Genomic DNA, 22,580 nt, shown 5'->3' on the forward strand with positions numbered 1-22,580 from the left:
TAAGAAAGATCCCATAAATATCATTTGTGGGATCTTTCTTTATCAGTTAGCAACTGCATTTTCATTTAAAAAATGAATAACCTGTCTTTTATGATGGTTATCATGATCTACAAATTCTTTAATAATATTTATAAGAGAATACGGCGTTCCAGTATGAGGACAATGTGATACTCCATTGGCAGTTAAAGGTTTCTTTAGATTTTCAGCAGACAGTAATCTAAGTTCTTTTACGAGTAACTCTCTTTTAGCTTTTGCTTCTTCAAGAAGTTTCATCTTAGATATACCGGATTTGGCATAACTAGATGCTAGTTTATTATATGTATCAAAATCAGGGAACTCCATTCCCTTTCCATCTCTCACTGATGATAATGTCTCACGTAATAGATAGTCATCCCAGTTCATAATATGAGATATGATTTCGCCAATAGTCCATTTCCCCTCTGATATTGGTGCCACCCACAATTCCTCTTTCATACCTTTCAATGTATTTATCCAAATTGAATATTCATTGAAATCATTAATAATTTTATTTTCTCCCATCATCCAATTCCCCATTCTAATATCATATTCATATAAATTATAACATCAATATACATAAAATAGAACAAAAGTTCTGTCGGAGAGGTAAATAATAATTCACTACATCCTTTTATATAAGTTCAAATAATGGCTCGCTCCCATATATTTTGTCCCTTTCACAAATCCAATCGAAGTATAAAATTTGTCACCCTGTACTGTATCTGTATTTAAAACAACAATATTAAAATATTTTTTCGCATCGCTTATAACTCTCACTAATAATAACCTCCCTAATCCTTTCCGGCGGTATTCTTTTGCAATATAAAATCTCCTTAATCGGCTAATCTTATTGTTTTCTGTATATGGACCCTCATTCAGCCCTCCTATTCCAATCAACTTTTTTCCTTGAAAAATGCCATATAAACATTCACCAGTTTTGTTAAATGTGTTTATTTTATTTTCATACTCACTTATTAGTCTTATTAAGAAATTAAATCCTTCTTCTTTACTTTCTTCAACGAGATAATCGTGTTCGTATATCATTAAATCTTCAATTTGTTGAATATGTATGTCTTTCAAGTAAATTCCCCGCTTAATATGAAAATACATAAAAATGCTCAAGAATTATTTATTCTGAGCATTTTTATGATTGTTATCTTATTCAATTCGTAGTATGTGTATTCTTCACTTCAGATGTAAATCGATAATATAGTTGTTTAAGTCTTATTGAACTAAAGCAGCTGTTTGTTTAAATGAATACATTTATAGTGTCTCTCAAATATAATATCAGTTTTTAAATTCACCATTCTTCTCTAACAGGTTCAGGTTCAAGTTAAGTTATAATTTATTAATCTAAATATTTATGTAACCACAGTTCAAATATCTTTAACTGTTCTTCAGTATGAAAATAATGTTCACCTGTCTCCACGACCTCTAATTCACAACGATGTTTTTTTGTAAAATAGTTTATAGTTTCAAATTCACACAGTTCATCCTTAGCTCCATACATAATATATGTATCTGTATTCCATGTACTAATAGGATTCTCTTTTACATAGCATAAATAATCCCAATATAACTTTTGACCAATCGGTGTCTCTATAATCATTTCTTTTTGCAAAAGTTCTGGGGTTACATTAAACCATTTCATCATATTTTCGATAATTCGTTCCATATTAACTACTGGTGATAAAAATAATGCCTTTTCTATCACATCATTTTGATAGGCTAAAAGGCTAAAATAAGCTCCGATACTACATGCAAACACACTTACTTGTTTCCAATGTTCTTTTGCGTAATTCATAATTATAGATAATTCACTAACACAAACCTGTACTTTGCAAGGTGTATTATCATTTGTTCTTTCTCCATGCTCAGGTAAATCAAAACTTAATACTTGATAACCTTTTTGATTAGCTTCTTCAGCTAATTTTTGAATAACTGCATCTTCCTTATTTGACATATTTCCATGTACTGCAATAAAAATTTTTTCACTTTTATCTCCCCATAAAACCGTAGGAATATTACTAATTTTAACATTATCTTTAAGCATATTTTACTCCGTGAAATAAGACATATAGGAATTGGCAAAACTGCACACTTTATAATCCTCTACTCAGTTTTTAAACAAATCAAACTATTACTAATTCATCACAAATGAATTATAATCTCTATACCTCTATATAACAGAGGCTATTTTGAATTTATAATCTTTCTTTTATCACAATTCTTCAGAAGCTACAAGTTCTTTTTTTGATACTTTATTGAACTAATCTGCTCCATTAATAGGAGAAGGATTTTTAAACAATTATATTATTTTTTCAAATGATTTTATTATAAATTAAATACCTTTATTATTTCTGCAAAACAGGTAATATCCCCTTCAACTCCAGTAAATCATCTATCACTATATCTGCCTGGGCAAGCTCATCTTCTTGTGCAAAATCAAAATTGCAACCAACTGCAATCAAGCCATTATCTTTAGCTGCGTTTATATCAGATAAACGATCCCCGACTACCGCTGCTTCGTTTATATCATATTTGTTCAAAATACTTTTAACTAAGTCGCTTTTATTAAGTGAGTTTATTTGTTCAATACTGAACGTTTCAGTAATCCATTGATCTAAAGCATAATAAGATACGATTGCTCGTAAATATTCAGTTAAACCATTACTAGCAATATATATTGAACAATTCTTTTCTTTTATATATGTAAAAACTTCTTTTACGTTCGGATATAAAGCACCTTTTCCGCTCTTTATGTTTTCAATAAGTCTATCTAAAAAATATGCATCTGTTTGTTCTCTTACTTCAAGAGAATGATTCGGTAATAAAGCTTCCCAAACTTTCGGTAAAGGCACACCCATGATTTCACGATACTTATCAATAGGTGTTACCGTATCCCATAATTGTAATGATCTTAAATGATCAAATGTATCATCTAACGATAATTCTAAAATTTTATCTGTTTGAAATAGCGTTCCGTCCATATCAAAAATTAATGCTTGCAACATTTCATTCTCCCCTTTTGTATTACAATACAGTTTTACTTGATATATTTTTAAGCATCTCAACGATAATTTCTGAACAATAATTTGCGGCAGTTTTCGCGAAGTCATCATAGGAAACTTGAGCTTCATCGTCTGCACTGTCAGAAATACATCTTATAACGAGAAATGGTACTTCATTTATATAAGCAACATGTCCAATTGCTGCACCTTCCATCTCTGTACAATGCGGTGCATATTCGTCTATTAATTTCGATTTTTGTTTGGAATCTTCAACAAAACATTCACCGCTGACAATTCTTCCTTCATGAATCTCCATATGTAAACTACTACTATTACATGCAATATGTGCTAACTCTATTAATTCCTTACTTGCGATAAACTCCTCTTGGAACGGGAATAAGTTTTTCATTTGAGTTTTACTTACATCATGATGGGTAACATTCGTTGAAATAACTACATCACCAACTTTTACTTCCGGGTGTAACCCGCCAGCAACACCCGTATTGATGATGGCATCTACATCAAATTTATGAATTAACGTTTGCGTACATGCGGCTGCATTCACTTTGCCTACACCAGAACGTGTAATAATTACTTCTGTTCCCATGAATTCTCCAGCGTAAAAAGGCATTCCTGCGATTGTTTGTTCTTCTTGTACAACTAATTTTTCTAAAAGTAAGTCTATTTCAATTTGCATTGCTCCGATAATGCCGATTTTATTCATGAATATAGTCTCCTTTTTCACTTATAAGTCTGCCAATATATTATTTAATGCACCGTAATTTTCAGCTATCCAATTCATTTCATCCGCAAAACGTGAAGGTGGTACACTATGCTGATCCATATTGGCCTGAATCCACCATGTACTCTCCATATACCAAAGCATTTGTATTGCCCGAACAATACTCCCTATCGAAAAGTCTATTACACTGCGGTACCCCGCTAAAAATAATGCAACAAGATCCTTATTTAATATTCCTTCATCTAATGCACACGATATAACCGCACGCCCAATGTCTAACTCAAAATAATCATAATCCATACGATCAAAATCAAGAATCGCCGAGACCTTATCGTTATGAAATAAGAAATTATCTACCCATAGATCACGGTGTACCCATCCCTTTTTACTATTATAAAATTGATCTACATTTACCAATTGTGTTGCCTCTTGTTGTAATTTTATATAGGGAAGAATGTGCTCTTTTCCTAGCTTCTCTGCTTCTCTCCTTTTCTCTTCCCAATGTGTTAACCTTTCCTCTTTAGTAGGCGGAACAAATTTAGGGATTTCTCCTTCTATTAAATTGCCGTCATTTAACAATTTGTGCATATGACCTATCGTCTGACCAAGAGAGTGGATTTCCTTTTCATTCACCTTTCCCGGTGAGACTAGATTACCTTCTTTATGTTCTAATACTATAAATCTTTCATCACTCTTTGATATATGCATTACATTATTTTTATAAGTTAACAACTTTGGACAACTTACACCATTATTATGTAATCTTTGCTGTTGTTGTAATGCTTGCAATAACTTCAATGGGTCATATAACTTATATCGTTCTTTATTATATTGCTTTAATACAAAGTTCCCTACATCCGTTTCGAGTTTCCACTTCAAGTTTAACCAACCACGATGAATAGGAATTACTTTTTGAATTTTAAATTCAAATAAAGATTCGCACTCTACTTGCAGCTCTTGTAATATCATTTTAGCTTTTTCATTAGATAACGGCTCTATCATCTTTTTTATCCTTTCTTAACTTGGCGTTCCTTTCATCCTCTCTACCATAACCGACAATAAAAATTTCGGAAGTACAAGTTGTCTCTTTAATCTTTTTGGCTGTGAAAGTAACCTATACAGCCATTCAGTTCCAGTATCCCTCATTATTTTCGGTGCTCTTTTTATAGTACCAGATATTATATCAATCATGCCTCCGATACCTATAGATAGCGGAATGTTTAATGTTTGTATGTTTTCATAGATAAATTCTTCTTGTTTTGGTGAACCTAGTCCTACTAACAATAAATGCGGTTTGAATTGCTTAATTTTCATTATTACTTCCTCTATTTCTTCACCATTTACAAATCCATGCTGTCCTTTAAACTTTGCTCCTGGGAACTGCTCATTTAATTTTTCTAATGCTTTTTTATTACTTTCTGGCGCAGCTCCAAAAAGAAAGACACGATATTCATTGTCGTTACAATAATTTATTAAATCGTGAGTGATATCTGCCCCAGTAACACGTTCTTTCAAATTTCCTTTTAATATTTTCGAGCCAATTATAACGCCAATCCCATCTGCTGTTATTAAATCCGCAGATAGTAACATCTTTTTAAACTGTTTTGATTTATCCGTATTTTCCTTTGCAGACATAACAATTTCAGGATTTGCAGTTACTACAAACCTTGGTTTCTCTTGTTGTTCATGTAGCCAACCTTTTAATAAGCTTATAGCTTTTGCATATTCTAAAGTTGAAAAAGGTATTCCCTTTATAAGTTGGTGATTCACTATACTCTCCCCTTACATAAGTTGCAAATATACATCAATATCTTTAGAAATTTGTCTAAAAGCTTTATCCCAAAATTCATAGCTCATTATATCTATTTCAAAATGTTTTTTCATAAGTTCTTCTACTGGAAATTTTCCTGTTTCTCGTAAAAACTCTTTATATTTCAAGTGAAAAGTACTTTTACTTTCTTGAGCTATTTTTAATAAACTAAAACTAACTAAATAGCCAAATGTGTATGGATAATTATAAAAAGGAACATCTGCTATATAAAACTGAACATATTTCATCCAAACAAACGGCTGATATTCTGATAATGCATTCCCGTATGCTTTTTCTTGCGCTGCTATAGATAATTTCTCGATTTCATCAGCACTTAAAGGACTTTCTTTACATTTTTCATAAAAGTTCTTCTCAAATTCAAACGATGCTCGAATTGCCATTACATAATTAAAACAGTTTCTTATTTTCCAACTTAACAATGACTTTTTCATATCTATACTATCTGTAGTTTGAATTAGATAATTTATAAGCGTAGTTTCAAAGAAAATAGACGCTGATTCTGCTGTACTCATTGGCAAATAATCATCTAAAAAAGAAGAGGATTGTTCAAAACGCATATTATAAAAATGCCAAGCGTGTCCTAGTTCATGAGCAAGTACTCTTACACTATCGATACTGCCGTCATAACGCATAGAGATTCGTGATTCTTTCTCACTAAAAAAAGGAGCACAAAATCCACCTGGTGGTTTATTCTCTCTCGGTTCCGCATCTACCCAACCACTTTCTATCGCATTACGTGCAAATTCTGCTAATTCTTTATCTATATTTTTTAATGCATCGTATATGTTTTGTACTGCTACTGAAAAAGGAATAATAGCCTCATTATTTTCCTTTACTGTCATAAGTTCATGCCATGTAATCGAAGCTCTACCTTTCTTATACACATTTAAAGCACTAACTAATTTATCTAGATTTTCTTCTGCCGCATTCCACATTTGCAATATTACAGTTTCTGAAATACCATTCGCATGAAGCGACCCTGCTAAAATCTCTCTATCTTCTAATTCATTACTCTTTGTATTACGCAATCTTCCTATTTGATTTAATACAGTAGCAAAAATTTCTTTTCCCTTATGTAAAGCACATGTTAATGACTCGAATACTTCTAGTCTTTCCTTTTCATTATCACTATTCATTGCAATATGATTTGCTTGTCCAAATGATAATTGCTTATTATTGTGCTCTATTTCTATCCTATTCCTTAATTGTATGTACATGTTTTCCCACGCATGAAGTTCATCTTTTAGTAACCTAGTATTATTGGTAATTTCCACTTCACTTTGTAGTATTACTTGCTGCACTTCACTTTTTAATTCCTTTACTTTCACAGTCAATCTAGTAATATCCGATACAACACTTTCTTCAGCCGATCGACAGTACAAATAGTATTCTGCTTTTTCAATAGCTTGTATAAGTTTTGAAAGAATCCCTATATCTTTTGTTACAAAAAATTGTTCTTTCAACTCCAATATTGGAGATAGGATATCCTCATTCGAATACAATGAATCTAACTCCCACCTAGCAATTTCATACATTTTCATAGCCGCCTCCTATTTTTACAAATAGTTACAGATATCTCCCGTAAAACAATTATATATGAGATAACTAAATTTTAACATCTTGAAATATTTAGATTTTTACAAACAAAAGACTTCAACACACAAAAAAGGTGATTCTGTTCAAGACAGAATCACCTTTTTAACATCTTATATTTAGCATTTTCATGCTAATTTATATATTTAGTAACTGCTTTTTCTTCGCATTAAATTCATCTTCTATAATAACGCCCATATCTAATAATTTCTTAAATTATTTCAGCTCATCTGCTACAGAAGTAGTAGCATTACCTTGAAGAAAAAAAGGATTGATCAAATGATCAATCCTTTACTCTACTTCATTTAAGAAAAATAATGTTATAACGCCAGGACCTGTATGTGCGCCGATTGCTGCACCAATTGTATTTACGATAAATACTTCACAGCCAAATCTTTCCGTAATTAATGCTTTTAATGCTTCAGCTGTTTCTAAATCGTCACCGTGAGTCATACCGATTGTTTGACCTTTAAGGTCTTTTCCGCGCTCTTCCATAATATCAACAATACGGCTTAATACTTTCTTTTTCCCTCGTACTTTTTCAAGTGGGACAAGTTTTCCTTCTTCCACGTTCAAAATCGGCTTAATGTTTAATAAACCACCGATAAAACCTGCTACTTTACTTAAACGTCCACCTCTCACTAAGTACTGTAAGTCAGCTACAGTGAAGATATGTTCCATATGATTCATTAGAAAATCAATACGCTTTAAAATATCTTCTTTTGATGCGCCGTCTTTTGCCATTTTAGCAGCTTCTAAAACGACAAGCCCTTGACCAAGCGAAGCACATTTCGTATCGATAATTTCTAAATCTAAGTCGGCATATGTTTCTTTTACTTCTTCTTTAATGAGAACTGATGATTGATATGTACCAGACAGTTCAGATGAAAAAGCTAAATATATACAAGGATTACCTTCTTTTGCATAAGAAACAAATTTTTCTTGGAAAGTTTCAAGTGAAGGCAATGACGTTCTATAAACAGCGCCTTCTCTCATTTTTTGCAATAATGTAACTGACTCTAATGTTACTCCATCTAAATACTCTGTTTCTGCTTCATCATAAACACGGAGTGGAATTAAATCAATATCATATGCTTGCAGCAATTCTACCGGTAAATCCGCCGCACTATCCGTAATGATTTTAACACCCATTTTTAAACCTCTATTCTGTTATAAATATAAAATAATAAAATAAAAATAGTACTTTTAAATTATATACGTAAAACTTAAATGAAGAAAGGAAAACACTTTATATTGTATGCACTATTATTCAAAACTTGAACTGTTAATAAAAATCATTCCAATTTAACCACTCGTTTATTGTTATTTTTTCTATAGCACGAATAATTTTATATTTTTATAATAATTATTATATATAAATTATTTAATTTAATGTGATTTTTTCAAATTTATACTATTTAAAAGCCAAATCCAATAAAGGAAATGGCTTTTAAATTTCAAAAAAAATAACCAAACTTTATTTTCCATCACATTGTTTGTTTACATTATTATTTAGGCACTGTTAAATATTAGTCCAGTTATGATTAATATTTATAGCCTGTACTAGAATTAAAACAGTGAATATTATCACTAAAAAGCAGCATATAAAAAACAGGTTAAATATTTTATAAAATATTTAATTTTACTAGTAAAGCTAATAAAATTTGGAGAAGAATTTGAACATTTACTGCTATGTCTGTATCCGTAGTCGTAACTGTAACATTTCTAGAATTTCTAATAACAGTTTCTTGTTTATTAACTTGTTTAACAGATGATTTTTGAAACAATTCTTGTTAAACTAATTTTTGACTATGTAACACTAAATTCACAAGGTCATTATCCTCTGTTTGTTGAAGTCATCATTTCAATACCAGCAAACCCACACCTTCAACTAACAAATTTAACAAATGTGCTATATCAAGGTTCTTTTGATATAGCATCTTATGTTCTATATAATGAAGATAGCGCTAGTTTTCCAAAGGAGGATGCTAATGAGTATTCAATTAGCTACATCTAATGACCTAGAATGGATTAATAATCAATATGAATCGATAGGATTTGTACAAAGTGATTTAGAGAGAGATAAAGTTGCAATCATTACATACAACAATGAATATGCAGGCGTTGGGCGATTAGTCCAAGTAGATGAAAATACTATAGAAATGGGTGGGATTTTTATTCTGCCTCAATTTAGAGGGCTACAATTAGCTGGGAAACTTGTTTCATTTTTAGTAGAAACAGCGCAAAATTTACAAGTAGAAAATGTATATTGTCTTCCTTTTGAGGAATTAGAAAACTTTTATAAGAAATATGGCTATACTGAGGTCGATACTGCGAAAGAAGTTGTTCATCCAATTATTCTAGAAAAATATAATTGGTGTTTGGATCATTACGATAAACATGTATTACTCTTTAAATTGTAAGTGAATTTAAAAGAGAGCACTTAAAAAATATAAAGTATTTCATATTAATACTTTATAACAGTATATACCTTGAAATTCAGATGATAACAATAATTTATTTGATTGCTATCAGCCTATTTATATACTTTTTAAGGTTAAGCCATTGCTACATACATTTCCTTATTCGCCTAACTTCTTTCTTCTAAAAAGGTTATTTTGTTTAAAATTACCTTAAATCGCATTCCAACAAACCAATCACAAGATTAATTCCTATATAATACAATTAAGTAATTAAAAGGAGCGTTATTCATGATAGATGTAGTAAGACTCGTTATCTTTATTGTTGTTGCGATTGGTGCCATTATTAACTTATTCATAGAGTTTAAAAAACCTAAAAAAAGTATATTCTCAATCGTTTTTCTATCAGTACTCTTAATTGGAGCCTCAGGATTAATCAAAAATATTTTATCTCATCTTTTATAGACGATTGATTAAAAATCAATGTTCTGTCAATAATGTAAGTAACATGATTCTATTTCTCTATTCCCCCTTTGGATAGGAGCAGTTAGCTTATGCTAGCTGCTCTTTTATTTAAAACGATTTCATCTATTATCCACAAAATAAGTATCATACGCCTTATCAAAAACATATCCTAACTTTTCTGCTAGTTTAGCAGACGTAGTATTCGCTGCATCCCAGTTTGGATATATCTCTTTTTCTAAACAGGCCAAGATTAGCGCTGCACTAACTATAGTCGCCAATCCTTTTCTTCTATGATTGTGATCAGTCGCAACCTCTATTTCGATCCCATCATCATAAATGCTATATGATGATGCACCGCATACAACTTCTCCTTTATACAAAACACTATACCCTATACCTCGTTTTATATAATCTTCTACTGATTGAAATTGACTTGTAAAATCTTCAGAGACCTTATGTAATGTAGGGATATTTACAATATGTTCATCTATTCTTTGTAACTCGTAACCTTTTGGAAGCGCTGATATTAAAGATTGTAATTTTGAGCGATCAAAAATTTCCGCATTTCGTTTGAATTTATAACGTAAAAACTTATCTATTTTTCTTTCGTAAAATGTTTCTAAACGCTTTTTCCACTCTTCACTATTTACGATTACTAACATTCTATCAGGAATGTTACGTAGTAATTCTTCTGTTTCTTTCACATTTGGATCCCCAGCGTAAAATGTGAAAATCCCTACCGTAACTTGCGCTACCGTTGGATTTTCGAGATTATTTACCCAAGCGTTACCCATATGACCTTGTAAATAAGAAAGTAAAACAACGTTATTGAAATCTTCGAACATATTAACTAATTTTTCTCTTGTCTGTATATTCGCTTCATATATCATTCACATTCCTGCTTTCATTAGAATCAATGTACCTCTACTTTTTTTCATAAGTCCTTTTATTCTACATATAAGCAATCGTCTAATAAATTCCATATAATTATATATTATTCATAAATATAAAATTATTATAACATCTAATCAAAAAAGTAAAATTCACTTTTGCAATTTCAAAATACACATCTTTATATCTAAATAAAGCCAATTTATTGAAAAACTCTTACACGTATACCAAACCTATCTAAATAACTGTAAGATTAAATGGAGGAGTTCAATTAATGAATTGGTTTAGCGTTGCAGCTGAATTACAGCGTGACTGGCGAAATGATGTTGAAGGCTTTGGAGCTTTACTTGCTAAACATCTTCCAAGTTATCAAAATATCATCGGAAGCTACGTGGGAGCTCAAAAAGAATTTAGTAAATAACACAATCATTAATTAATCTTAATAAAAGTTACTAACAACTATTTACATTGTTAAAAAAGGGCTACTTCAATAGCCCTTTTCTTATTTGCTTTACTAACATTTATATTAACAAAGCAATTTTTTCGTTAATACCATCCAATTGGCATATTGATTAACCCTCATTATCTTGTAAGAGGGTTAATCAATATGAATACGTTATATCTCCTTCTTAGAAGTAAAGGATTCTGTAGCGCCATTTTTATATATTTTAGTCAGGTTAATAATTGACTTGTACGTATTATTGTCATTCTTTATCATCTTTTTCATTTCTTCTATTTCAGCATTACCCGTTCCACTCTCTATTCTCAAACAGTTCGAAATGTTGAGGTATCCACTCGATGCGAAAAGAATAATAAACGTAAGATCTGGGAAATTAATGAACAGTATTCCAAACTTCAAAGAATTCCCAGCCGTATCGGATAAAACTAATCGAAAGTTTAATAGTTCAGGCACTTGAACAAAGTCTTTAGAAACAATCGCTTCCCCAACTATTGTAACCTGCTTCACTGCATTGCCATTTTCATCTGTAAATTCAGTACAACTAGGTGCATCAATTGTTTTTGCTTGCAGTGATAAATTCAATTCTGGATTGTGAAAGTCAAAAAAGAGTGTACTTCCCTCGGTTAAACATTGCGGACAAACATTTCCAAGTAGACTAAAATCCTCTTCAATAAATTTAACTTTCGTTTTACAACTACAAACTTTTCCTATTCGAATTGCATCAATCTTAGAGCAATCTACAAAAATAACCTCATTGTCCTCTTGTACGAAGGATACGATACCATTCCTCTTATTAAATGAAAGAAAATAAGATACAACAATTCCATTTCCTGCTATTACAATACTCTCAACTTTAGTATACGGTTCAAGACTTTGTAAAAATTCACATATACTATTTTGGCAACATCCACAATCACGTTTCGGCTCACAATCCACTTACACTCCATCCCTTCCCTATATGTTTTTATCTAATACATATAATATGAGCGGAGTATAAAAAAGCTTGGACAATATAACTTTAACGTAAGAATTCACACTAAGAACAAGAAATAACACATAATTTTTACTATAAATACATATAACAATTTCATCTTTCATGAAAAAAACGTTATAATGAGGTGTAGCCTCTACGATTACGTTATAAAGGAGATTAAAACAATGGCTAAAATTAAAGTATACCAAGCAAAAGAAGAAAATATGGAAGCAGTAAAAAACATCATTGATGTTGAGGAACAAAATCCAACTGCTGAAAACTTACAAAATCTATATGCATGTGTATTAGAAACTGAAGATATGGCATTGCCTGAATCATACATTGAAGAAGATATCTTAATCGATTCTATGGAAGTTATGGTTAACGCTTCTCAAAGCAAAGTAAGAGACTTAGGTGCATACGATGTAATCGAAGTTCAAAACAAAGGTAAGAAAACACAAATTTTATTACTTGCAGACGAAGAATACGAAATTATCGAAGGCTAATCTAAATCTGTATATACGAAAAAACTCCTTTCCAATTGGAAAGGAGTTTTTTCATTACGCTTTTGATGTTTCGTTCTTATTATTCTTTTGTTGTTTCTTAATTACCATGCGCTCATTTCCCATAAAGAAAATAAATATGAATGCTAAACCAGCTGGCACCAATGCCCACATAAATGTTTGAACAATTGAATTAGAAAGAGCGCCAATAATTTTATCTAATATTTGCGGCGGAATTTGAGATCTCGCCGATTCTGATAAAATAGCTCTTGAATCTCCTAAAGCGTTTGTATTCATTCCCCCGCTCATAGCTTTAAATGCTTCTTCTAATTGATCTTGGAAACCTGTTCTTTGGATCATTCCGAAGATTGTAATACCAAGCGTCATTCCTAATGAACGAATGAAATTACTCGTTGAAGTCGCAGATCCGCGCTGTTCCATACCAAAGTTGTGAATAGCTGCCATACTTAGTACAGAGAATGAGAATCCAACTCCAAATCCGATAATAATCATATACACTGTTAATAATGCACGACTTGTTTCTGGCGTTAATGTGCTTAATAAAAATAGTCCAATTAGCATAATAACCGCAGAAATAATCATAATATTTCGGTAGCTAAGTTTTGTCGTTAAAAATCCGCCTAATTGCGCTGTTACGACTGATCCTAACATCATCGGTAAAAGTAATAACCCTGAGTTTGTTGCGCTACCACCGTATACCCCTTGAATGAATAACGGAATATATACAGTTGCTGACATAAACGCAGCACCGTAACATAATGCAATAATGGTACTCATTCCGAATAAACGTTGTTTAAACATTTCAAACGAAATGATTGGTTCTTCTACTTTACGTTCAATAAAAATAAATGCAATAATTAAAATAGCGAATCCGCCAAATAAACTTAAAATAAAGCTAGAATCCCAGTCATACTTTTGTCCACCAAGTTCAAGCGCAAACATTAACGAAACTACTGCACCAACTAAAGTAATTGCCCCAAACCAATCAATTTTTTGCTTTCTATGAACTCGTGACTCTTTATAAAAGAATGTAATAAAAATAAGTGCTAAAACGCCAAGCGGTAAGTTAATATAAAATACCCAGTGCCAGCTAATATAATCTGTAATATACGCGCCAAGCAACGGTCCAAAAATACTTGATAAACCAAATACTGCTCCGAATAAACCACCCATTTTCCCGCGCTTTTCAGGAGGGAAAATATCAAAAACGATAGTAAATGCTATTGGTACTAATGCCCCGCCGCCAATACCTTGAATCGCACGATAAATACCTAACTGTGTAATGTTTTCAGCTGTACCACAAAGTGCCGAACCAATCATAAAGACGATTAAACCGAAAATAAAGAACCTTTTTCTACCATACATATCTGATAGTTTACCGAATATCGGCATACCTGCCATTTCTGCGACCATATAGGCAGAAACGACCCATACAAAGTTTTCAAGGCCTCCTAAGTCACCAACAATCGTTCCCATCGCTGTTACGACAATGGTATTATCCATTGATGCCATTAAAATACCTAGCAATAAGCCCGCCACAACAAAGCCGAGCTTATTATTCTTCTCAACCATAACCTTGCTCTCCCTCGTACTACTTATATTTGTTTATGTTCTTTTACGACTGCATTACCCTTTTGATTAAAACGAGTATGATATTCTACAACACTAATTTCACAACCAGGGCCAATTGTAACATTGTTTCCTCTCACTACTTCAGCAATCGTATGTTCTAAATATATATCATCTCCTTCAACAATTGAAGTTTGGAGGTTTCCAACATGACTAGTAAAAGGAAGAAATCTCGCTTTTTTACGAATAGTAATTTTTTTACCACCAATTTCTCTTACCGTACTTCCTTCATAACGAAGTGAGATTTGAATATTTTCAGCATTTAGTAATCCATCACTTTCAAGACCACCAGTTAATGATAAATCTTCTACTTCAATATCTCCCTTCACATTTAAAGCACCTTTTACATCGACAAGATCACCTGAAAACTTTCCTGCAATATCTATCATACCTCTAACTTTTGTTTTTTCAATATGTGCATCACCATGAATTTGTGTATTACCATATACTTTTACATATTCCGCATCTACATTTCCTTGTACTTCGCTATCTCCATACACAACATAATTTTTCACTTTTATATCACCGCGTACATCACTCGTACCATACGTTTTAAATTCATTACAACTCATAGCATTCGTAATCGTTCCTTCACCGCGAATCTTCACTTTATTATAATCTCCGCCTGCTGAATTACCGGAACCATTTACTATGAGACTATGTGGATGTTCCATATTACTTACTCCCTCCCATTAAACCTGCTTAATTTCTTTTACATTTGCGCTTTTATCAACAGTAAGCTCACCGGTATATTCAATCAGTTCAATCTCACAGTTCGGTCCTACTGTAACATTATTTCCTCTTACCGTTCTTATGTGAGCATAATCAATATCAATATTGTCACCTTCAAGCAGCTCAGCTTCTAACTGCAAGCCAAATACTGTTTTAAATAGCCTACTAAATGTACCTGATCTATGTCTTACTTTAATCGTTTGACCACCAATTTCTTTCGCTCGACATGTACCGTGAATATTAATATTTATTTCATCGGCGCTTAATAATCCACCAATTGTAAATTGTCCTTCTGAAGAAAAAGTATCCACTTCACAATTACCATCAATTGTCGCTTGACCATTGACTTTAAATTCTTCACCAGTGACATTTCCACCTATCGTACCTTTTCCTGCAATTTTCAAACTGTTTGCTTTCACATCTTGTGTAATTGTTGCTTTCCCATCAATTCGCATCGTTTCTGCAAGTACTGTACCATCGACTTTACCTGATCCACTAATTCTTGCATTGCTGCTTTTCAAGTTTCCAGTAACGGCACCGTAACCATTACATTCAAATTGCTCACATTCAACATTTCCATTCACAGTTCCTTTTCCGTTTAATTGCACTTTATGAAACTCGCCGCCATTCGATGAACCGTAACCATTTATAATCAAATTATCTGTACGCATACTTTCTCCTCCACTACAACAATTTAGTTTTTAATGCTTCGGTATATTTCATAATCGCTTCGCGTAAAACGATTTTGGTTCCTTTTTCAAAAATTAAATCGTCCACGTTTGAAACTAAGAAACATGTAGAAATCCCTAACTTTCGGACAATGATTAAATCACAAGTTTTATGTTTAATTGCTTCATAATTTTCACGTAAAACTTGCAAGACCATTTTTCCTTCTTCTAAACTAATCTCTCCCGATTGTAGTAATTCTTCTAACATGTACACATAAAGAATATCTACAAATTGAAACTCTATTGTTTTATTCGTTTGTTCTATGAAGAATTGTAAAACTGGCTCTGATGCAATCCCCTTACGTAAAATGTCTTCCTTTGTTAAAAGAATTTCTCTCACACTCGGTGAAAACATATTCGCTAGTTCATCAAGTGATAGATCCTCTTTCATCGTTTGGATTTTATCAATTCGCTCTAAAATCTTTTCTTTCGGAAAAAATGTCTCCTGACCCGTGAATGTAGACTTTCGTACAAACCAATCTTCCGGTATTAAATTTTTCCTTTTCCACCTATATAACTGTCCGTATGAAATACCAGTAAGTTCTAATAAATCTTTTTTTGAAATTAAATCTGTACTCAACTGTATAACACTCCTTCCTGATAACAATGTAACATAACACTGTTACGTTGTAAATGGACTTTTATCACAAGTAGCGTAACAACGTGTAAAACAACCCTATTTTACATACAAAAAAGGCCCTTACACATCTCATGAAAAATGCATAAGAACCTTTATCTATCAAGGTTTAAACCATATTTTATAAAAATCAATCCAACCTTGTGAATTAATCATTATATTTTGTACTTTTTCGTGAGAAGTTACTTGTTGTTTGTTACGGTATAAAGGAATAACTTGAATTTGACGTAACAAAGTCTCCTCAATATCGCGTAACAGTGTAACTCTTTTCTCTACTTGTTCTTGCTTAAAATAAGGGGACAACGTTTTATGAAAATCCATGTTGCTATGCCCTGGAATAAAACTGTTTTTTGTAAGAAACATATATAGCAAACTATCTTCTATTCGTTCGCTAATTGTTGCGCTATCATGCATCATATCAGCCTTTTGTATCGTACTTATTTCTAACAGATCTTCTATTTCAAGAAAATTATTTTCTACACGAATCCCATACTTCGCACACTCTTTTTGTATCCATCGCGCATCTTCAACATGATCTTGTCCTGTAAATGTGTAAAGTTGTAGCACTTCATAATGATACGTACTCTCTTTAATTAAACTTTCTATCTCCTCCTCAATCTCTACTATGCTGTCACTAGCTAATAATAGTTCCTTTGCCACTTCTCCACGTTCTCCGCCAAGTTCTTTAATGATTGCATGGCCATGAATGATTTTATATAACGCTTTTCGGAACAGCTCATCTTGCATTGGTCCTTCTTTTGCAAGATTACATGTTAAATATGTCACGTTCAACTCAAGCCGAGATAATTCTTTATTATGTTTTTCTTGATCTTTATACTGCGCCTTTACTAAAATATCGTATGTATTTACACTTTGTTCTACATTCAATAGTTCAATTCGGTCAAGAAAAGATCTTTCACGATAATATAAATCATGTACTTCTAATACAAATAAATGTGCATTCTTTTCGCTTAATTTATAGGGGCCTGTTCCAATGAGGTTTTCCGCTTCATCTTCATTTACGATAGAACACTGTTCTGAACTTAGCATATGTAAAAATATGCTATTTTCTGTATGTAATTGAATTTCAATAATATATTCATCTACTGCGCGGACGCTTTCAATATGTTGTAACATCCACGCGTGTGGGTTATTTTCAGCTTTTATAAATCGATTTAATGAATGTATAACATCATGTGCAGTAAGTTGTTTTCTATTATGAAAGTGTACTCCTTTTCGTAAATAAAACGTCCATATCTTTTCAGCATCATTATATTCCCAGTGAAAAGCAAGTCTTGGTTCTATATAGTTTGATTGCTCATTTACATATACGAGCGTATCAAAAATATGTTTTACCATATGACATTCTGAACGCATTGTAGCGTAGACCGGATCTAATGCAATATCTAAATTCATTTGAACCTGCAAACGAAGGACATCTCTTCTCCCTTCGGATGTCCTTTCTATTTTATGACCAAATATTGAATCTACCCAAACTTCATACTCTTTCTTTACTGACGGAAATTGTGAGCTGTAGCGCTCCACAAATGAAATTCCGCTTTTCACATCCCCTTTTCTCGTTATCTCTTTTCCTTTAGCTAAAATCAATGGTATCGGTTGCTTTTGAAATATTAGTTTAGAGCGATTCCCTCTCCCGCGACCTGGAAACCAAACGATCCAATTTAACTCATCTAATTTTTTTATAATTAATTTACTATTACGCTCTGTACAAAATAATGTTTCGGATATATTTTGCACTGTTATTTCTAATTGTTCTCCTTCTTTTTTCCCTTTCCCATAGGCAATCCATAGCTCAATGTATTGATCTAAAATAAACATCATCTTCCCCCTAAAAGGTGAAAAATACTCCCTATTCTTTCTACCCTTTTTCTAATTCTCCTTTCATCATATCATTTCAATATAGAAAGGAGGAAATAATATTGAATCATCTTTTATTACGTTACAATAAACCAATTATCATTAGACTGTGCGGTGAATTATTAACTCGAACAACAGAGTCAATGTTAGCTATTATTATGATTATTTACGTTAATAAGATGCTAAACGGCAATATTATGATGACTATGCTTATTTTCGGGTTACAACCGCTTTCGGACATTATATTTACACTTATTGCTGGAAGAGTCACTGATAAATATGGACGAAAGAAAATTATGTTACTCGGCTTATTGCTACAAAGCGTTGCAATCGGTAGCTTCATCTTTGCTCAATCCGTTTTTATATTTGCTTTGTTATATGTCATAAATGGGATTGGCCGTTCCTTATATATTCCTGCTCAACGTGCACAAATAGCTGATTTAACAAAACATGGGCAGCAAGCAGAAATCTTCTCTCTTCTGCAAACGATGGGAGCAATAGGTACCCTAATCGGCCCTTTAATTGGTGCTATTTTTTATAAGACTCATCCTGAATATGTATTTACGGTGCAAAGCATTGCACTTATAGTATATGCACTCGTTGTTTGGACACAGCTTCCAGAAACCGCTCCGGCAATGACAACACCAACGCAAAAGCTTGAAGGATCATCTCAAAAACATTTTGTACGCAAACATTACGCCGTATTTGGACTTATGGTTTCTACACTTCCTATTAGCTTTTTTTATGCACAAACTGAGACGAATTATCTTATCTTCGTGAAACATACTTTTCCGGATTTCGAACTCATACTCGTTTTTATTTCAACATGCAAAGCTATTATGGAAATCTTTCTGCAAGTTTTCCTCGTGAAATGGTCTGAGCGATTTTCCATGGCTAAAATCATCATTATTTCTTATGCCTGCTATACAGTAGCTGCACTTGGCTACGGGCTTTCAGCAACAATCGCGTCACTATTTTTCACATTACTCTTTTTAGTCATCGGTGGAAGTATTGCTTTAAATCATTTACTTCGATTCGTTTCAGAAATCGCTCCTTCAGATAAACGTGGATTGTATTTTTCAATTTACGGCTTACATTGGGATGTATCTCGAACGTGCGGTCCTGTTATTGGTGCGGTTTTATTAAGCAAACTAAACGGCAGTATGCTATTTTATATTTGTGCTTGTTTCTTAATAATTGGGGGCATTATTCAAGCTCTTTTTGTTCACAATTTAGAGCGTAATAAAATAAAAAAAGACATTTCAGAGCATACTCCTCATGTTTTATAGGCTGCTTTCCTCATCCTTTTAACAGTAAAAAGAAGGCTATCACAAAAGTCTTGATGACCTTTGGTGATAGCCTTCTTTATTACCCTGCCATTTTATTTATACTATCCTCTGGCGAAAATACCGAAATATGATTTACCTTACCAGTCGATTTTGGAATGATAAATTTTAACTCAAACTGATTGTTTACTTTATATACATATATTTTATCTTCACCATTTACTTTAACTGAGTTTGGTTTTCCTAATGCCTTTTCAATTTCTTGTAATGTAATTAACTTTAGCTCTGCATGATAGGAGCGTACATCAAAAACTTGTGATCCTTTATTAAAACCGAAGGAAACATTTTTACTTGTAAAGGTTGCGTACATTCCGTTTCCTGCTTGCTCCGTTTTATCAGCTTTCCCCCACGCTTTTTCTATTTCTTCGATATCTCCTGTATGAGCTGCGAAAGGAACATTAGGCACTTTTCCTTCTTTCGCTAGTTCAAACAAATTTTTAACGTGGTTAATTGATTTTTGATTTATTACTGTATCTTTCGAATTTGAATCGGTATTTGATTTAACCTCAGGCTCTTTCTTTTGTTCAGAAGAATTATTCTGTTCGTTTTTACTATTTTCCGAAGTTGGGTTTGTTTCCTTTTTTTCATCTGTTCCTTTACATGCCGCTAAGGCAAATATGCATGTAAAAGTAAGAAATAATAAAACAATCTTTACATACAATTTCATACATTTCAGCTCCCTATTAAATGCTATTCATTTCGATAACCAATCCAATACACTACTTTTTAAATTGTGTTTATTCCAAAAAGTAAATACTTCACTCTCTCCCCATGCTTGTACAACATATTCTACAAAAGCAGTTCCTAAAAAATAACCGAGTCGGTTGTATCCAAAATACTGTCCGCCAGATAACCGAAACCACTCTTTCTCTTTTTCAAACGTCCATCCTTCTATATAATCTTCCAAAAAACGTTTCTTTATATGTTCTTCATTTTCTATATAGCATTGTAACCAACGTTCACCATCATTGTCATATGAGTAATATACTGATTCATTTAAACCTTTCATAATTTGTTTTGATAAATATGTTGCAACACCTTCACGATACAAATTAACTGTCGCATCGGCCCACTCTGCTTTCCTCCAGTCCATTCCATCATTTTGTAACATAACATTATGATATATATGTCCTATTTCGTGAGCGACAATAACACGAAGGTGATTTAAATGAGGAGATAATTTTTCTGCCGCAAAAAACATGTCTCCAATAATTTCTCTTTCTACAAATGCATTAGAGCCAAATCCTCCAACAAATAAGTGAAATTTCATTTTTACATCAAAGTGAAATTTATTATGATATTCATTCGTTACCTCTTGAATAATGATTGGTAGTGATTCTGCAATGATACGAATATCTTCTATTTTTGCGGGATATAGGTTAATGGCATTAGAAAGACGTTCTTTCGTTTTAGGACAATGATACTTAAAGTATTCTTCAAATATCTCTGGATGCGAAGTGAAGTATTGATTGAGGACAGCTAATTCTACTTCGTTACTTTCCCATAATTTCAAAAAACTTGGAATTGTATTGTTTATCATGTTTTCCATCTCCTTATATATCCCTTCTCGCCATTTACACTGCAATCCTTCCTTAAACAGAAAAAGCAACAAAGAAAGATGAGCCTTCTTTGTTGCCTTTTCTGTTTAATCAAACCATTTATCACCATCAGAAATCCATTTACCGTTATGCAAATCATAACATGTATCATAATCATGAAAACTAAAGTAAGATGGTAATTTAACATTCATACCACCAGCTTTATTCCAGCATACCGCAAACCATTCTACTATAGCTTTTGTTTCAATTTCAGATAACTTTTCATCATTTTTTTCGTGAAAATCCCAAAATTCATCAGATTGTTCATCACTAAACGTATAATATGTAACGTCATCCATTACATCATAGCTACCAGAAAAAATCTCTTCGTCAGTTCCCTCATAAAAGACTTCATTAGCTTCTCCATCCATTGAAAACATAACGATAGACAGTTCAAATGACTGAACAAAAACAGTAAAATCTAATAAATCTATTTCTTTATAATAATTAAGCTGTGTTGTCGCTTTTAACCTTTCAATCAAATCAGAAGATTTTGCTTCTAGTCCTTTTATTAATGAATTTTTATAGTTCTCAATCGTAAACAAATACTTCACTTCCTATACATATAATTATCAAGATATTTAAAAATTATAGCGGAAATTTTGTATATTTTGCTTGAGAAAATGAAAAAAGCTGTCCAAATAGGACAGCTTTACATATGTATTTTTACACTTCGATTGACTTACCATCTTCAACAATATGGTAAAGTAAGTGAGCTAAATGATGAATTGGGCCATATTCTTCCTCTTCCTCATCCGTTTCGCCTTGGAATTCAAGATCGTTTAAGTATAGTGCTAAAAATTGATAGTATAGTTTTAAATCAAATCCGTAGCACGCAGTTGGCTCTTCATGATCTCCTTCATATTGTAGCATTAAGTATTGATCATTTCCTTCTGCATCTTCTGCGTCAAAGAATACGAAGAATCCAACGTTTGTATCTAAATCAAATAGATGACGAGTACCTTTTTCTGTTGCTTTATTGAAGTCCTCTTCACTTAATTTATGTACTGTTGTCGCTTTAGCATTATCTTCTTGATGGAAATTTACTGTAAATGTTTTCAATGCTGACACCTCCTGAATGTATAATACTAGCATAACATATAA

The 22,580-nt window shown here is 32.4% G+C and carries 22 protein-coding genes and 4 pseudogenes; 5 read left to right on the top strand and 21 right to left on the bottom strand.

All coding sequences use genetic code 11. The features are described from left to right. Positions 1-42 precede the first annotated feature (42 nt). From ACYVEC_RS23345 to ACYVEC_RS23390, 10 genes and pseudogenes are all read right to left on the bottom strand, one after another. Complete coding sequence (locus tag ACYVEC_RS23345) at positions 43-540, bottom strand: DinB family protein (RefSeq protein ID WP_460508545.1); 498 nt, start codon at positions 538-540, stop codon at positions 43-45. A gap of 99 nt (positions 541-639) precedes the next feature. Next, positions 640-1,098 carry a GNAT family N-acetyltransferase gene (locus ACYVEC_RS23350; RefSeq protein ID WP_063221499.1) on the bottom strand — a complete coding sequence of 153 codons (459 nt, stop codon included), beginning with the start codon at positions 1,096-1,098 and terminating at the stop codon, positions 640-642. A 268-nt stretch (positions 1,099-1,366) separates the two neighbouring features. Beyond that, positions 1,367-2,071, bottom strand: a complete 705-nt coding sequence (locus ACYVEC_RS23355; RefSeq protein ID WP_063221500.1) for an alpha/beta hydrolase — start codon at positions 2,069-2,071, stop codon at positions 1,367-1,369. 301 nt (positions 2,072-2,372) lie between these two features. Next, a pseudogene (locus ACYVEC_RS23360) lies at positions 2,373-3,753 on the bottom strand (5'-methylthioadenosine/adenosylhomocysteine nucleosidase). Between the two features lie 21 nt (positions 3,754-3,774). Beyond that, complete coding sequence (locus tag ACYVEC_RS23365) at positions 3,775-4,773, bottom strand: phosphotransferase (RefSeq protein WP_063221503.1); 999 nt, start codon at positions 4,771-4,773, stop codon at positions 3,775-3,777. A gap of 15 nt (positions 4,774-4,788) precedes the next feature. Then, positions 4,789-5,541: a WecB/TagA/CpsF family glycosyltransferase gene (locus tag ACYVEC_RS23370; protein WP_063221504.1), complete on the bottom strand. Its 753-nt coding sequence runs from the start codon at positions 5,539-5,541 to the stop codon at positions 4,789-4,791. 12 nt (positions 5,542-5,553) lie between these two features. Continuing rightward, entirely contained in the window at positions 5,554-7,137 is a 1,584-nt protein-coding gene (locus ACYVEC_RS23375; RefSeq protein WP_460508593.1) for a M3 family metallopeptidase, read from the bottom strand. A gap of 196 nt (positions 7,138-7,333) precedes the next feature. After that, positions 7,334-7,447 (bottom strand): annotated as a pseudogene (locus tag ACYVEC_RS23380) (SHOCT domain-containing protein); the annotation flags it as partial. Positions 7,448-7,486: 39 nt separating this feature from the next. After that, positions 7,487-8,347, bottom strand: coding sequence for a DegV family protein (locus ACYVEC_RS23385; protein ID WP_063221505.1), 861 nt, complete (start codon positions 8,345-8,347; stop codon positions 7,487-7,489). Between the two features lie 473 nt (positions 8,348-8,820). Beyond that, positions 8,821-8,988, bottom strand: a pseudogene (locus ACYVEC_RS23390) (spore coat protein); the annotation flags it as partial. Positions 8,989-9,186: 198 nt separating this feature from the next. Between ACYVEC_RS23390 and ACYVEC_RS23395 the strand changes: the two are divergent. Together ACYVEC_RS23395 and ACYVEC_RS23400 are read left to right on the top strand one after the other, a co-directional pair. Beyond that, the gene (locus ACYVEC_RS23395; RefSeq protein WP_063221506.1) at positions 9,187-9,618 is read left to right on the top strand and encodes a GNAT family N-acetyltransferase; all 432 of its coding nucleotides are present in this window, start codon (positions 9,187-9,189) and stop codon (positions 9,616-9,618) included. Positions 9,619-9,906: 288 nt separating this feature from the next. Beyond that, on the top strand, positions 9,907-10,080 hold the full coding sequence (locus tag ACYVEC_RS23400; protein WP_080468303.1) for a hypothetical protein: 174 nt from the start codon (positions 9,907-9,909) through the stop codon (positions 10,078-10,080). A gap of 119 nt (positions 10,081-10,199) precedes the next feature. Here the strand turns inward: ACYVEC_RS23400 and ACYVEC_RS23405 are convergent, their stop codons facing one another. Next, positions 10,200-10,970 (bottom strand): GNAT family N-acetyltransferase, encoded by a 771-nt coding sequence (locus ACYVEC_RS23405; RefSeq protein ID WP_063221507.1) that lies wholly within the window; start codon positions 10,968-10,970, stop codon positions 10,200-10,202. Between the two features lie 257 nt (positions 10,971-11,227). Here ACYVEC_RS23405 and ACYVEC_RS23410 point away from each other — a divergent pair. Then, positions 11,228-11,392, top strand: a pseudogene (locus tag ACYVEC_RS23410) (isochorismate family cysteine hydrolase YcaC); the annotation flags it as partial. Between the two features lie 195 nt (positions 11,393-11,587). Here ACYVEC_RS23410 and ACYVEC_RS23415 read toward each other — a convergent pair. Further along, a complete protein-coding gene (locus tag ACYVEC_RS23415; protein WP_063221508.1) occupies positions 11,588-12,367 on the bottom strand; it encodes a BC_2878 family exosporium-associated protein in 780 nt (259 codons plus the stop codon). Positions 12,368-12,589: 222 nt separating this feature from the next. Between ACYVEC_RS23415 and ACYVEC_RS23420 the strand changes: the two genes are divergently transcribed. Then, the gene (locus tag ACYVEC_RS23420) at positions 12,590-12,910 is read left to right on the top strand and encodes a hypothetical protein (protein ID WP_063221509.1); all 321 of its coding nucleotides are present in this window, start codon (positions 12,590-12,592) and stop codon (positions 12,908-12,910) included. A 54-nt stretch (positions 12,911-12,964) separates the two neighbouring features. Here ACYVEC_RS23420 and ACYVEC_RS23425 read toward each other — a convergent pair whose 3' ends face one another. The 5 genes from ACYVEC_RS23425 to ACYVEC_RS23445 form a co-directional block, all read right to left on the bottom strand. Continuing rightward, the gene (locus tag ACYVEC_RS23425) at positions 12,965-14,500 is read right to left on the bottom strand and encodes an MDR family MFS transporter (protein WP_063221510.1); all 1,536 of its coding nucleotides are present in this window, start codon (positions 14,498-14,500) and stop codon (positions 12,965-12,967) included. Between the two features lie 23 nt (positions 14,501-14,523). Further along, positions 14,524-15,231, bottom strand: coding sequence for a cytoplasmic protein (locus ACYVEC_RS23430; protein ID WP_063221511.1), 708 nt, complete (start codon positions 15,229-15,231; stop codon positions 14,524-14,526). Between the two features lie 18 nt (positions 15,232-15,249). Beyond that, positions 15,250-15,960, bottom strand: a complete 711-nt coding sequence (locus tag ACYVEC_RS23435) for a polymer-forming cytoskeletal protein (protein ID WP_063221512.1) — start codon at positions 15,958-15,960, stop codon at positions 15,250-15,252. 13 nt (positions 15,961-15,973) lie between these two features. Continuing rightward, the gene (locus tag ACYVEC_RS23440; RefSeq protein ID WP_063221513.1) at positions 15,974-16,597 is read right to left on the bottom strand and encodes a YhbD family protein; all 624 of its coding nucleotides are present in this window, start codon (positions 16,595-16,597) and stop codon (positions 15,974-15,976) included. Between the two features lie 159 nt (positions 16,598-16,756). Beyond that, entirely contained in the window at positions 16,757-18,493 is a 1,737-nt protein-coding gene (locus ACYVEC_RS23445) for an ABC transporter substrate-binding protein (protein WP_199677826.1), read from the bottom strand. A gap of 101 nt (positions 18,494-18,594) precedes the next feature. Here ACYVEC_RS23445 and ACYVEC_RS23450 point away from each other — a divergent pair, with 101 nt between their 5' ends. Continuing rightward, positions 18,595-19,821, top strand: coding sequence for an MDR family MFS transporter (locus tag ACYVEC_RS23450; protein WP_063221515.1), 1,227 nt, complete (start codon positions 18,595-18,597; stop codon positions 19,819-19,821). 79 nt (positions 19,822-19,900) lie between these two features. On the opposite strand, the gene ACYVEC_RS23455 is transcribed toward ACYVEC_RS23450, so the two are convergent. The 4 genes from ACYVEC_RS23455 to ACYVEC_RS23470 all read right to left on the bottom strand — a co-directional run bounded on the left by ACYVEC_RS23455 (position 19,901) and on the right by ACYVEC_RS23470 (position 22,538). Then, positions 19,901-20,545: a YjgB family protein gene (locus tag ACYVEC_RS23455; RefSeq protein ID WP_460508561.1), complete on the bottom strand. Its 645-nt coding sequence runs from the start codon at positions 20,543-20,545 to the stop codon at positions 19,901-19,903. A 27-nt stretch (positions 20,546-20,572) separates the two neighbouring features. Next, positions 20,573-21,418 (bottom strand): aminopeptidase, encoded by an 846-nt coding sequence (locus tag ACYVEC_RS23460; protein WP_063221517.1) that lies wholly within the window; start codon positions 21,416-21,418, stop codon positions 20,573-20,575. A 105-nt stretch (positions 21,419-21,523) separates the two neighbouring features. Further along, a complete protein-coding gene (locus ACYVEC_RS23465) occupies positions 21,524-22,021 on the bottom strand; it encodes a hypothetical protein (RefSeq protein WP_063221518.1) in 498 nt (165 codons plus the stop codon). A gap of 121 nt (positions 22,022-22,142) precedes the next feature. Continuing rightward, entirely contained in the window at positions 22,143-22,538 is a 396-nt protein-coding gene (locus tag ACYVEC_RS23470; RefSeq protein ID WP_000847587.1) for a hypothetical protein, read from the bottom strand. Between the last annotated feature and the right edge of the window lie 42 nt (positions 22,539-22,580).

The sequence above is a fragment of the Bacillus sp. MN7755 genome, assembly GCF_054771475.1.

Bases quoted from the DNA above. Each gene is read 5' to 3' on its own strand.
- ACYVEC_RS23385 (WP_063221505.1), bottom strand. From the start codon at position 8,347: ATGGGTGTTAAAATCATTACGGATAGTGCGGCGGATTTACCGGTAGAA.
- ACYVEC_RS23435 (WP_063221512.1), bottom strand. From the start codon at position 15,960: ATGCGTACAGATAATTTGATTATAAATGGTTACGGTTCATCGAATGGC.
- ACYVEC_RS23400 (WP_080468303.1), top strand. From the start codon at position 9,907: ATGATAGATGTAGTAAGACTCGTTATCTTTATTGTTGTTGCGATTGGT.
- ACYVEC_RS23455 (WP_460508561.1), bottom strand. From the start codon at position 20,545: ATGAAATTGTATGTAAAGATTGTTTTATTATTTCTTACTTTTACATGC.
- ACYVEC_RS23420 (WP_063221509.1), top strand. From the start codon at position 12,590: ATGGCTAAAATTAAAGTATACCAAGCAAAAGAAGAAAATATGGAAGCA.
- ACYVEC_RS23395 (WP_063221506.1), top strand. From the start codon at position 9,187: ATGAGTATTCAATTAGCTACATCTAATGACCTAGAATGGATTAATAAT.
- ACYVEC_RS23355 (WP_063221500.1), bottom strand. From the start codon at position 2,071: ATGCTTAAAGATAATGTTAAAATTAGTAATATTCCTACGGTTTTATGG.
- ACYVEC_RS23430 (WP_063221511.1), bottom strand. From the start codon at position 15,231: ATGGAACATCCACATAGTCTCATAGTAAATGGTTCCGGTAATTCAGCA.
- ACYVEC_RS23460 (WP_063221517.1), bottom strand. From the start codon at position 21,418: ATGATAAACAATACAATTCCAAGTTTTTTGAAATTATGGGAAAGTAAC.
- ACYVEC_RS23345 (WP_460508545.1), bottom strand. From the start codon at position 540: ATGGGAGAAAATAAAATTATTAATGATTTCAATGAATATTCAATTTGG.
- ACYVEC_RS23425 (WP_063221510.1), bottom strand. From the start codon at position 14,500: ATGGTTGAGAAGAATAATAAGCTCGGCTTTGTTGTGGCGGGCTTATTG.
- ACYVEC_RS23405 (WP_063221507.1), bottom strand. From the start codon at position 10,970: ATGATATATGAAGCGAATATACAGACAAGAGAAAAATTAGTTAATATG.
- ACYVEC_RS23445 (WP_199677826.1), bottom strand. From the start codon at position 18,493: ATGTTTATTTTAGATCAATACATTGAGCTATGGATTGCCTATGGGAAA.
- ACYVEC_RS23365 (WP_063221503.1), bottom strand. From the start codon at position 4,773: ATGATAGAGCCGTTATCTAATGAAAAAGCTAAAATGATATTACAAGAG.
- ACYVEC_RS23375 (WP_460508593.1), bottom strand. From the start codon at position 7,137: ATGTATGAAATTGCTAGGTGGGAGTTAGATTCATTGTATTCGAATGAG.